Origin of the sequence: Paenibacillus sp. KS1 (genome assembly GCF_001680695.1) — a bacterium.
GTDB lineage: Bacteria > Bacillota > Bacilli > Paenibacillales > Paenibacillaceae > Paenibacillus_B > Paenibacillus_B suaedae.
In genome coordinates this window covers 1-12371 of the sequence record NZ_MAIS01000122.1, presented here as the reverse complement: position 1 = coordinate 12371, position 12371 = coordinate 1, and the positions used below count along the sequence as shown (strand labels likewise).

Sequence of the window (12371 nt, the reverse complement as noted above, 5' to 3'; positions counted from 1 at the left end):
GAAGGGATTACCCATCCAAGCCAATTGTATTGACCAAGTGTTCACAGCACTTGGTCTTTATTACATATATAGTACAATAATCGAAAAGATGTATCAAAGGTCTGATGTGCTTTCGGAATATCCCCTTGGAAATATCATGCGATGCAATGACGCGATTAGAACTCTCTGGGAGAGTATAAAAAGGAACTTTCTGTAGGAGTGATATCGAACTCAACCGTAAAGTATGTTTCATTATGATTGGACATGATGTGAAGGCGAGTAAGAAGCCGTATCTCTGCCATATGTATATAAAAAGACTGCAAAAGCGAGTGCGGTGCTCGGAAATCACGAAATATGCGTGAATAAGGACACACACCTCACTTTCATCTCCTCTAAAGAGTGGTATAATAGTGCGTCACTATGTGAGGTCAAGGGGATCCTTGGCACAATACATGAAGAAGAGATGATACGGTGAGTACAATTGTTCCCAGTATAAAGAGAAGAACGACCTTCCTGTTGAATAAATATTTCACAGGAGAAACGCTTGATTATAAGCAAATTATCGCGATTATTATTCCGATATTTGTGGATCAAGCTTTTATTATTTTGATGAGCCTGCTGAATACGGCCATGATCAGCTCCTCGGGAGTAGCGGCGGTTAGTGCGGTCAGCATGGTGGATTCGTTGAACATCTTCTTGGTCAACGTGTTTGTGGCTGTAGCGACGGGGGGAACCGTCATCGTCGCACAGTATAAAGGCAGGGGCAATGCAGATATGGTTTCGAAGTCGGCTGCTCAAGCCATATCAGCAGTTGCGCTGCTGTCGATCTTGATCAGCGCGGTCGTTATTATTTTTCATAACCCCACACTAGACTTATTGTTCGGTCGTGCGGAAGCGGATGTGCTGGATAACGCAAGGATCTTTTTGATCGGGAGCTGCCTCACGTACCCGTTCATTGCGATTTTTCAAGCTGTGACGGGGGCGTTGCGCGGCGTGGCAGAGACGAAGGCCTGCTTGGGTCTATCGTTCATTATGAACTTGACCTACCTGTTTTTGAATATATTGTTCATAACGGTACTCGATATGGGCGTAGTCGGATTGATCATTTCCATGCTTACGGCTCGTGTGCTGGGAATGGTGATATCGTTAATTTATTTGTTGAAGATCAATCAGACGCTGCAGTTCCGAATTCAGAATGCATTGAAGTTGGATTTTTCGATTTTGAAAAAAATTATGATTATCGGCGTTCCTTTTGCAGCGGAGCAGATGTTCTTTAACGGCGGGAAGCTGCTTACGCAGACGTTTATCGTTCAGCTCGGTACGCTTGCGATCACGGTCAATGCCATAAGCGGCTCCATATCGCTTGTGTTCCAGATCGGAGCGAATGCCTTGAGCATCGCGATCGTCACGGTTGTAGGACAATGCATCGGACGACGCAACATTGAGGACGCGAGGAAGTTTATCAAGTCGTTCCTGTGGCTGTCCTCCATCATATTCGTTATTGCGGCAGTGATTCTCATGCCTTTATTCCCTTGGATCGTGAGATTGTTCTCTCCTCCGGCAGAGATCATTCCGGAGATCTTTAAACTTACGGTGCTGATTGCGATTACCCAGCCATTCTTATGGTCGATCAGCTTTATTATGCCATCGGCTCTTCGTGCAGCGGGTGATTCCAACTTTACTTCGATTACTGCTATGCTCACGATGTGGTTGTTCCGTGTCATTCTGGGCTATGTACTCGGGATACCGCTTGGCCTTGGTATCATGGGGGTATGGATCGCAATGGTCATAGAGTGGGGGATCCGCGGCTCCGTCTTCCTCTGGCGCTTCCGCGGGGAGAAGTGGTACAGCCGGAAGTTGATTTGATAGTTTCATGAGCCATTACGGCTCTTAAACAAAGAGAAAAGACAGCGAAATCCTAGTTAAAGAGGAGTCACGCTGTCTTTTTTTATTGCTCTCGTTCACTGGATAGCTCCTGGAGAAGCAGGAACAGGGTGGCATTTTGTGGAATATTCTAAATGAAATATATTTACATATGATAGTACCAGCCCAGTCATACATCAGCAGTTTCGTTTATCCGCATTGTGCAGCTCCATCTATTGTGCAATTTTACACCCACCTGACAACCACTTCGTAATGTTCTTACCGTTTCATCACAACAATTAATGAAAGGGAGGTTTCTATGGAATTGCAAGAAATCAAGCAAAACGTAAAGGAAACAAGAGACAAACTGCTCGGAATTCTGAAAGGATTAACTGAAGACCAATTAAATGAACGGAAAGACGAAGATAGTTGGAGTATTGGTCAGATATGTCAGCACCTTGCCAAGGTAGAAGAAATATATGTCGTAGCCATTAAGAGGGGGTTACAGAATACAGAAGAATCATCCGTAGAACACAAATCAATCGATTCTTTACTGGACAGAAAAATAAAGCTAGCGGCCCCGGACATTGTAAAGCCAACGGATGAACATTACGAATATGAAGACATCATTGCAAAGCTAAACAATTCTAGACAACAATTTATTGAGATGCTAAACGCCTTAGAGGATCCGACGATACTGAGTAGAAGACATTTTGTTCACCCTGCCTTTAAAGAGATGTTATTGATTGATTGGGTGAAATCGACGTACGTACATGAAGAAAGGCACATTCAACAAATTCAAGACATTATAAATGGGGTTAGATAAAGACTGGCATGCGAAAGATGCGGTCATTTAATTCCGAAATATACAGGTGAAGTCAATTCACTAGCGAATAATAATTTCATATGAGCAACAGCCGGTAATTGAAAGCAAAGTTCCGCTTGCATTCGATTGCCGGCTTTTTTAACTTTTCTCATAAAAGGGGGATGTCCATGTACAAATTAATACTCGTTGATGATGAAGAAGATGTACGAGAAGGTGTGCTGCATGAAATTGATTGGGAGTTATTAGGGTTTACAGTCGTGGAGACGGCTGAGAATGGTCAAGAGGCAATGGAATACATAGAAAGATTGCAACCGGATATTGTGGTGACCGATATTCATATGCCTTTCATGAATGGATTGCAGCTCGCGGAGTGGATTCGTAGTCATGATCCTTCGATGAAAATAATGATATTAACGGGCTACGATGAATTTGAATATGCGCAGAAGGCGATCAAGCTCCAGATAGACGAATACGTGCTCAAGCCATTTTCCGCTGCGGAATTGCAAGCCGCACTGGTGAAGGTCAAGCAGCAGATGGATCAGGAGGTTGCGGAGAAGAACAATTTACTAACGCTACAGGATCATTATCGAAAGAGCTTACCAGTATTGCAGCATGTATTTCTATCTTCTCTCCTTACAGGCAAGTGCTCTTTGGAAGACATTCAAGAGAAATGCGAGCGCTATGAGATAGATTTATCGGGTTCTGCTTATTTGGTCTCTGCGATTCAAATGGATCATAGCAAGGAAGAGAAGAACCGCTATTTATTGCAATTTGCCGTATGCAATATTGCCGAGGAGCTCGTGCTGAAGCATATGCCGGGACGAGTATTTATTCACCATGATCATGTCATTGTGTTAACGATGAGCGCAAGCCGAGAGGGAGTTGGAAATAGTCAGGAGACGATCGGGATACTAGAAGAGATTCTTCAGAGTGTCCATCGATTTCTCAAAATAACGGTAACGATTGGCGTGGGGACTGTCGTGAACGATTTGTCCGAGTTGGTATCTTCTTATCAGGAAGCGGTACAAGCGCTTCATTATCGATTGATTCACGGAAATCATCGCGTCATCTGGATTGAAGATGTAGAGGCGAAGCGGGTGAATCCGCTTGTATTCGACGACATGAAGGAGCAGGCCTTAATCCGTTGTATGAAGGTAGGGACGATAGAAGAAGCGCAAGTGATGATGGGCGAGTTTTTTGATGTCGTGGAATCCAGCACGGTTTCGCTGCAAGATTTTCAAATCTATTGGATCGAAATTTGGACAGCCATGATGAAAGTGGCGAAAGATATGGACGTCAACTACGAGCAGTTCCTCGGGGGTGCCGTACATCCATTGATGGAAATCTATCATTGCAATAATGCGTCAGAGGCAAAGAATTGGATGCTTCATCAATGTATGAAAATTATGAATTGCATCGCCGTCGAGCGGCAGACTGGCTACAAGAGGCTGGTGGATGACGCAAAAGCGTATATGAAGCTTCATTATGCGGATCTGGATATTTCGATTCATACGGTGTGCAGGCATTTGCACATCAGCACAGGCTACTTCAGCCATATTTTTAAGAAGGAAGCCAAAACCACCTTCGTGAGCTATCTACTAGAGCTAAGAATGGAAGCGGCGAAGGAACTGCTGCGGTCAACAGATCTCAAAGCGTTCGAGATCGGTGAGAGGGTTGGGTATGCGGATCCGAATTATTTCAGCTTCAGCTTCCGCAAGCGCTACGGATTGTCGCCCAAGGAATACCGCAATCGGGATCGAGGGTGAAGGTGGCATGATCAACGTCAGGAGCATTCAGTTTATTATCGCAAAAACGTTTATTTTCATAACCGTTGCTGCGGTGTGTATGGTCAGCATCATGCTGTATAACAAATTTTCCAGTACGGCGGAGACAAATGCGGACTTGAATATTCAGCAGGTCGTAGAGCAGGTCAATTATAATTTGGAGATATATGTGAACAACATTACAAGTATCTTCGACGTCGTTCAGGACCTGATTCGTAAGAGTCCTTCCGTGACGAATCCTATTTTAGTAGAGCAGCTGAAATCTATTATGAAAACAAGAGAAGATTTGATTTCGATTGCCTTGTTTACCAAGCAAGGAAAGCTAGTCTTTAACACCCCTCAACTGACCATGCGGAGCAATACACAATTAGAGCGGCAAAGCTGGTTCGAGGCCGCTATGGCGCGGCCGGATCATTTATCTTTTTCATCACCTCATATTCAGAATTTATTTAAAACCACTTACAAATGGGCCGTCTCCATCAGTAAGCAAGCTGGGTATCGTGTAGCGGGAGGCCAGCATGATCAGGGTGTGCTGGTTATCGATATGAACTTCAAGACGATCAATGAATTAAGCAAGCAAGTATCCTTTGGCAAGAGGGGCTATATCTACATTATCGATTCGTTCGGCAACATCGTCTACCATCCGCAGCAGCAACTGATTTATGCAGGGTTAAAGTATGAGAACTTAGAACGCGTCCTTACCTACGCATATGGAAGCTTCCAAGATAACAGTAATGACGAGAGCAAGTTGATTACTGTCAAAACGGTAAATCCGATCGGCTGGAAAGTTGTAGGCGTCGCCTACAAAGATGAGATCGTAACAACCAAGTCTGAACTAAATACCTTTATACTGTGGTTTCTCGTCATCGTCATTTTGTTTGTACTGTTCGTGTCGATCGTCGTATCTGCGAGAATCTCACTGCCCATTCAGAATCTAGCGAAATCGGTAAAGAGTGCGGGGGAAGGAGACTTTACAGTACCGATTTCGACGATGGGCATCTATGAAGTGGATCAATTGTCCAGCCGGTTCAACATGATGCTTCGGCAAATTCGGCAGTTAATGGATCAGATTATTGTGGAGCAAGAGGCGAAGCGCAAGAGTGAGCTTGATGTGCTGCAAGCACAGATCAACCCACACTTCCTATATAACACCTTGAACTCGGTCATCCGGCTTGCGGAACGGGGAGAGACAAGGGAGGCGGTAACGGCAATTACATCATTATCGCGATTTTTTCGGATTAGCTTGAGCAAAGGGAAGAACATCATCACCGTACAAGAAGAGATTGAACATGTCAGACATTACTTAATCATTCAGACCATCCGTTATAAACGCAAATTTCAATATGCAATAGATATCCAGGATGAGGCATTGGATTGCATGACCATAAAGCTTATTTTGCAGCCAATCGTCGAAAATGCGATCGTGCATGGGATTGAGATGATGCAGGAGGAAGGGGTGATCACCATAACAGCCGCTATTGTAGAAGATAAGTTGATGCTGCAAGTAATGGATAACGGCTTAGGCATGAGTCCTCAGATCGTGAACAGTCTTCTAACGAAAAAGGTAAGAAGTGAAAGTGGGTCAGGCGTTGGCGTGAAAAATGTACATGATCGTATCCAGCTATGCTTCGGACAAGGCTACGGACTGGAGTTCGAGAGTGAGCTGGAAGAAGGCACAACGGTCAAAATCTGGCTTCCCATTGTCCGGGATGAAAGGGAGGCAGAGTCGTGAATCGAAGAATGAATCTATTGTTAATCGTGATTTTATCACTCTCCTTCTCGCTGTCGTCCTGTTCCATCCAGTCCAATATGATGTCGGATAATATGCTCACTATTGACCTAATCGTCAAGATGAATCAGGGCGATTACTGGAACACGCTGAAGAGCGGGGCTGAGGCTGCGGCCAAGGAATTCAATGTGAAGCTTCATTTCTTGGCTCCGAATCATGAAGATGATATACCAGGTCAGATTGAATTAGTGAATCAATCCATTCAGAATCGTCCGGATGCCATCATTCTTGCGGCAAGTGATTATATGGGGTTAGCACAAGCGACTGATCGAATTGCCTATGAAAACATACCGATCATATCCATCGACTCAGAGGTTGGATCCGCACGCGTAAAGACGTATGTCGGTACGAACAATTATGAAGCGGGGCAGCTGGCCGCGAAGCGAATGATCGAATTGATTCATGAATCGGGTCAAATTGCGGTCATGAACTTTGTAGAGGCAGCCAAAAATGCGAATCAACGGGAAGAAGGGTTTCAAGATTATGTGGCCAGATTTCCTAATGTTCGTGTAGTGGATATTCAATATTCACAGTCCAATCAACGAAATGCGGAGGAGATCACACGCAGATGGCTCGCACAATATCCGAGTCTGGATGGGATTGTCGCACTAAATGCAGAATCCTCAATCGGCGTAGGGCGTGAGGTTCAACGATCCGGCCATGGTGGAAGTGTGAAGGTGATCGCATTCGATAGTCCACCTGAAACAATGGGGTTGTTGCAGGACGGAGTTGTTCAGGGGTTGGTTCTGCAGAATCCATTTAATAACGGATATCTCGCCGTGAAGTACGCCGTCGACATTATTGAGGGGCGGAACGTACCTGAAAGAATAGATACAGGCGTTAAGCTAATTGATCTGGACAATATGCTGTGGCCAGAAAACCAGAAGCTGTTGTTTCCGTTTGTAAAATAAATCAGCGCGCAAGGTGATGAGAATTTCGATAGAACTCAGGAGGATTTTCGATACCGGATCCCATGAGAATCCATCATAATGAAAGCGTATTCTTTTCTAGGGTATTCAGGAATGATGTTGAGGAGGTCTTGATCAAATGAAGAAAGTATCAGCTTTGATTCTGGCGAGTGCATTAATTGCGACAGTTGTTAGCGGCTGCGCAAACGGGAAAAGTTCAGGCGGTGACGGCGGCAGTGAACCCCAAGTAGGTGTTGCGATTTATAAGTTCGACGATACGTTCATGACAGGCGTACGGAATGCGATTTCGGATTCAGCGAAAGGGATTGCCCAAGCCGATATCGTGGACAGTCAGAATTCACAGCCGACCCAAAACGATAAAGTGGATTTGTTCATCACGAAAGGGGTTAAAGCCTTGGTCGTTAACCCTGTTGACCGTACGGCAGCGGGTGTCATTATCGATAAGGCGATGGCCAAAGACATTCCGGTCGTATTCCTGAATCGCGAGCCTCTGCCGGAAGATATGAAGAAATGGGATAAAGTTTATTATGTCGGAGCGAAGGCAGAGGAATCGGGTACAATGTCCGGTCAGCTCATTGCGGATTACTGGAAGGCGAATCCGGGAGCGGATAAGAACAAGGATGGCGTATTGCAATATGTTATGTTAAAAGGCGAGCCTGGTCATCAGGATGCTGAACTCCGTACGAAGTACTCAATCCAAGCGATCGAAGACGCGGGGATTAAAGTTGAGAAGCTGCAGGAAGATACCGGGATGTGGGATCGCGTGAAAGGGCAAGAGAAGATGGCAGCGTTCTTGGCTGCACATGGCGATAAGATTGAAGCCGTATTTGCGAACAATGACGATATGGCCTTGGGCGCCATTGAAGCATTAAAGGCGAATGGCTATTTCAAGGATAACAAATTTATTCCTGTGGTAGGTGTCGACGCGACAGCGCCGGCGCTGCAGGCATTGGAAGAAGGCACATTGCTTGGAACCGTTCTGAATGATGCGAAGAACCAAGGAAAAGCTGCGATCACGCTCGCTAGCGTGCTAGCGAAAGGCGAGAAGCCTTCGAAAGATAATGTTGGTTATGAGATCACGGATAATCATTATATTTGGATTTCGTATAAGAAAATTACGAAAGACAATATGGCTGAGGCGAAGTAATGTGAACCGTTGAACTATAGGCTCAAATTGGGGAGGTAGAATGATTCGTTATTCGTACCTCCTCTTTTTACGAAGAGACTTAGGGGGCGAAAGGGATGGGACAGCATGAGTTTGTGCTCGAAATGAACAACATCTCCAAGGAATTTCCGGGAGTTAAGGCGTTGGATCAAGTGACGCTGCAAGTGCGGCCTGGAACCGTACATGCACTGATGGGCGAAAATGGAGCGGGCAAATCAACGTTAATGAAATGCCTCTTCGGGATCTATACCCCTGATGAAGGCGAGATTATGGTGAATGGCGAAGCTGTGCAGATTCCGAACTCCAAAACGGCATTGAATATCGGGATATCGATGATTCATCAGGAGCTTCACCCTGTACCTTACCGAAATGTGATGGAGAATATTTGGCTGGGACGATTCCCGACGAGAGGGATTGGCCCTCTACGATTTATTGATCATAAGCGAATGGCGCGAGATACGCGTGATTTATTCAAACAGCTGGACATCGAGTTGCAGCCCGAGACGATGGTTCATGCGTTATCGGTTTCCAAAATCCAATCCATCGAAATTGCCAAGGCGGTATCCTTCCATTCCCGTATCATTGTGATGGATGAACCGACGTCATCGCTTACTGATGTCGAGGTTGAGCAGCTGTTCCGCATCATTCGAGAGTTGAAAAAAAATGGCGTCGCCATTATTTATATATCGCACAAAATGGAAGAAATCCTTCAGATATCAGATGAAGTGACCATTATGAGAGATGGGAAAAAAATCGGGACGTGGCCGGCATCCGAATTAACAACGGACCTGATTATTTCTCGAATGGTTGGACGCGATTTGACGAACCGATTCCCACCACGGAACAACGTGCCCGGCGAGGTCGTGATGCGCGTTCAAGGACTGACCTCCCCTCTAGCCAAATCGTTCAACCATGTGAGTTTTGACTTGCACCGTGGTGAAATCGTTGGGATCGGCGGATTGGTAGGCGCACAGCGCACCGAATTGATGGAGGCCTTATTCGGACTTCGGGATATCCAATCGGGTACCATCTCGATTCAAGGCAAGGAGGTACGGATCGATTCTCCCGTCATTGCGAAGAAACATGGTATGGCATTGTTAACGGAGGAACGTCGCGTGACAGGCATTTTCCCGGTGTTATCGGTTCATGAGAATGCGGCAATCGCGAATTTGGAGCGCTATCGCAAGCCTTATTTCCTATTAGACGGGAAAAAGAAAAAGGCGGAAGTGGACGCGATGGTTCAGAAATTGAGAACCAAAACACCGTCTACGCGCGAACTCATCATGAACCTGTCTGGCGGGAACCAGCAAAAGGTGCTGTTTGCACGCTGGCTCCTGACGGAACCGGATATATTGCTGTTGGATGAGCCTACCCGCGGCATTGACGTTGGGGCTAAATATGAAATTTACTCGATCATTGCTGAACTGGCCTTGCAGGGCAAAAGCATTATTATGATCTCTTCGGAAATGCCGGAGCTCATCGGGATGTCAGATCGCATTATGGTCATGTCCGAAGGGCGGTTGACAGGGATTTTGAACGGGAAGGAAGCGACGGAAGAGGAAATTATGCGGCTAGCGGCGCAGCATTAAGCGGCAGAGAAAGGTGAGATCTACGATGAACGCGAAGCGAATTCAAACTTTTATTTCCCAAAATGTCATCTATATGGTTCTGGCTGTTCTTATCATTGGAATTGCGATTTACGATCCTTCATTTATAGGATTAAATCCACTCCGGGATATCCTGAATCAGTCATCTACACGGGTCATTATCGCCCTGGGAGTTGCATTTGTTCTCATTACAGGGGGTACGGATTTGTCTGCAGGCAGGATTGTGGGTTTATCCGCGGTCGTATCGGCGTCCATGCTGCAGACAACCGATTATGCGCGCAGGTTTTTCCCCGATCTGGAGGAACTGCCGTTATTCGTGCCGATTCTACTAGCAGTCGTTGTAGGCCTAATATTTGGACTCATTAACGGTATAATCGTCGCGAAGTTCAAGGTGCCTCCATTCATAGCGACTTTAGGTACGATGGTGGCTGTGTATGGCGTCAACTCCTTATACTTTGACACGGCTCCGAATCATTCGCAGCCGATCGGCGGCTTGCGGCCCGATTTTAAAGAATATTTCGGAACAGGAAGCATCGGATATGGCGGTGTATCCATTCCGATTATTGTGGTGATCGCAATCGTAGTTGCGTTTATCGTATGGGTTGTGTTCAACAAAACGAGATTAGGCAAAAACATGTATGCGATCGGCGGGAATCAGCAGGCAGCAAGGGTATCAGGCATTAATGTAGGCAAAAACCTAGTGTATATCTATGCTATTGCCGGCGCGCTGTATGGTCTGGCTGGGGTTCTCGAAGCGGCAAGAACCGGGGGAGCGACGAATAACTACGGAAATATGTACGAATTGGATGCGATTGCCGCCTGCGTTGTCGGTGGCGTGTCGACCACTGGGGGCATCGGAACGGTTCCTGGTGTAGTGACTGGTGTACTTATTTTTACGGTCATTAACTACGGTCTGACCTTCATCGGTGTAAGCCCGTATTGGCAGTTGATTATTAAAGGCTCGATTATCGTAGCAGCTGTTGCCTTCGATATGCGGAAATATGCAGCTAAGAAATAAAGGATTTGATTAGGTTGAGGCCTTCCTTACGGAGATCCCTGCAAAACGAATACAGTTTGTGTAAAAAGCAGGGGCTGTCCCAAAAGTGTTCGCATGAAATGAGAACATCCCAATTCATAAACGAAAGGACCTCAAACTCCACCGCTAAGTTGAGGATGAGGTCCTTTGTGAAATTCAACTCTTAGTGGGGCTTGAAAATCGTAAAATGACTTCTGGGACAGCCACAATGTTTTTACTCCTTCTGTTTCAGTTGGCGGTTAATCAGAAGGGTGCTTAAATAATTATTCAAAGCACCGCGGGGAAATCCCCAGCAGTCTATTCATGAGACCTTCGTTACGCCAATAACGATGGCCTTATTTTATTTGTAGTTATTTCTTACTCTTATGATAGATATTGGTGTATTCACATATATCTCGATAAGTCGATATAGCTCAATAGACACTAATATATGCAAGATATATCAAGATCACACCACAAATAAATTTCAATTAGATTAGCATTACATAGCCTCCTCTTTGGACATCTAAATTAAAGTCAAAAGATCACTATATAAAGTAATCATTGTCTACTATTTCCTTCCTTTAGCGCATCATATAATAAAGGCAGAGGAGCAACTATCAAACAAAAGGAGACTATTAAAATGAAAAAAGTAACGATGGGCTTATTAAGTGTCGTGCTTTTGTTTTCGGTAGCAAGTTCTGCATTGGCTGCTCCATCAGTAAGCAGTCAAGGTAACATCAGCGCTATGAGAGCAGAATGTCCTTCTGCTGGCGCAGTGCAACCTATTGAAGTAGGAGTAAAATGGTTAATACCTACGAAAGGCGCAAGCTACTCGATTGCTTCTAAAGAGAATATTGAAATTGTTAATGGTCGTTATGTGCTTGCCCACGAACGAGGAAATGCAGACGTAAAAGTTTTTGACAAAAACGATAAATGTATTGCTCGCTATTATATAGCTGCGAGCAACTAATCAAATGGTGCTCCTCTAATTGAAGCAAGGAATGGACTGTAACCTGTAACCGTACTTGTAACCCTAATAAATGGGTCATAGAAAGGTGAAAACCACCAATTCTATGACCCATTTTAAAAATAATGCCTTATTATCTTATCTAGCCAGTCCATTCAAATCATATGCAAACGCAGAGTTTATCTAAGGCTACCCGGCAGATACTGCATATTCCGGTAAAGATAATTTGGCAGAATGAAAAAGGAGAACATATTACCTGTCGTACCGCTAAACCCCGTCGTTCACGAGGGAGGCCAGCGTCGGGAAGGATTTGAATATAACAAGGACGCCAATTTCTTCGTCTGTCCGGCCGGTGAGCAAAGTAAGCGCAAGGCGGTTCAAGGTAGCAAGACCAGTGGAGATAGTCGCTCTCTTGTGTATTACTTTGACGTCGAGAAGTGCAAG

At 45.2% G+C, this 12371-nt stretch carries 9 protein-coding genes and 1 pseudogene; all 10 read left to right on the top strand.

Annotated elements, in window-relative coordinates:
- Positions 1-450: 450 nt before the first annotated feature.
- Positions 451-1845 carry an MATE family efflux transporter gene (locus tag BBG47_RS25600; protein WP_065294092.1) on the top strand — a complete coding sequence of 465 codons (1395 nt, stop codon included), beginning with the start codon at positions 451-453 and terminating at the stop codon, positions 1843-1845.
- A 316-nt stretch (positions 1846-2161) separates the two neighbouring features.
- The gene (locus tag BBG47_RS25595) at positions 2162-2668 is read left to right on the top strand and encodes a DinB family protein (protein ID WP_065294091.1); all 507 of its coding nucleotides are present in this window, start codon (positions 2162-2164) and stop codon (positions 2666-2668) included.
- Positions 2669-2835: 167 nt separating this feature from the next.
- A complete protein-coding gene (locus tag BBG47_RS25590; protein WP_065294090.1) occupies positions 2836-4434 on the top strand; it encodes a response regulator in 1599 nt (532 codons plus the stop codon).
- 7 nt (positions 4435-4441) lie between these two features.
- On the top strand, positions 4442-6184 hold the full coding sequence (locus tag BBG47_RS25585) for a sensor histidine kinase (RefSeq protein ID WP_065294089.1): 1743 nt from the start codon (positions 4442-4444) through the stop codon (positions 6182-6184).
- Positions 6181-7152: a substrate-binding domain-containing protein gene (locus BBG47_RS25580; RefSeq protein ID WP_254659926.1), complete on the top strand. Its 972-nt coding sequence runs from the start codon at positions 6181-6183 to the stop codon at positions 7150-7152. The genes BBG47_RS25585 and BBG47_RS25580 overlap by 4 nt, the downstream gene beginning before the upstream one ends.
- Before the next feature lie 136 nt (positions 7153-7288).
- Entirely contained in the window at positions 7289-8317 is a 1029-nt protein-coding gene (locus BBG47_RS25575) for a galactose ABC transporter substrate-binding protein (protein WP_065294088.1), read from the top strand.
- 95 nt (positions 8318-8412) lie between these two features.
- Positions 8413-9924 carry a sugar ABC transporter ATP-binding protein gene (locus tag BBG47_RS25570; protein WP_065294087.1) on the top strand — a complete coding sequence of 504 codons (1512 nt, stop codon included), beginning with the start codon at positions 8413-8415 and terminating at the stop codon, positions 9922-9924.
- A gap of 25 nt (positions 9925-9949) precedes the next feature.
- Positions 9950-10960: a galactose/methyl galactoside ABC transporter permease MglC gene (gene mglC / locus BBG47_RS25565; RefSeq protein ID WP_065294086.1), complete on the top strand. Its 1011-nt coding sequence runs from the start codon at positions 9950-9952 to the stop codon at positions 10958-10960.
- Positions 10961-11600: 640 nt separating this feature from the next.
- Positions 11601-11930: a BLB8/JUQZ-1 family protein gene (locus BBG47_RS25560; protein ID WP_065294085.1), complete on the top strand. Its 330-nt coding sequence runs from the start codon at positions 11601-11603 to the stop codon at positions 11928-11930.
- A gap of 193 nt (positions 11931-12123) precedes the next feature.
- Positions 12124-12371 (top strand): annotated as a pseudogene (locus BBG47_RS29145) (IS5/IS1182 family transposase); the annotation flags it as partial.

What these genes read in the sequence shown, in the direction of transcription:
- BBG47_RS25570 (WP_065294087.1), top strand. Translation starts at nt 8,413, where the DNA reads ATGGGACAGCATGAGTTTGTGCTCGAAATGAACAACATCTCCAAGGAA.
- BBG47_RS25560 (WP_065294085.1), top strand. Translation starts at nt 11,601, where the DNA reads ATGAAAAAAGTAACGATGGGCTTATTAAGTGTCGTGCTTTTGTTTTCG.
- mglC (WP_065294086.1), top strand. Translation starts at nt 9,950, where the DNA reads ATGAACGCGAAGCGAATTCAAACTTTTATTTCCCAAAATGTCATCTAT.
- BBG47_RS25585 (WP_065294089.1), top strand. Translation starts at nt 4,442, where the DNA reads ATGATCAACGTCAGGAGCATTCAGTTTATTATCGCAAAAACGTTTATT.
- BBG47_RS25595 (WP_065294091.1), top strand. Translation starts at nt 2,162, where the DNA reads ATGGAATTGCAAGAAATCAAGCAAAACGTAAAGGAAACAAGAGACAAA.
- BBG47_RS25590 (WP_065294090.1), top strand. Translation starts at nt 2,836, where the DNA reads ATGTACAAATTAATACTCGTTGATGATGAAGAAGATGTACGAGAAGGT.
- BBG47_RS25575 (WP_065294088.1), top strand. Translation starts at nt 7,289, where the DNA reads ATGAAGAAAGTATCAGCTTTGATTCTGGCGAGTGCATTAATTGCGACA.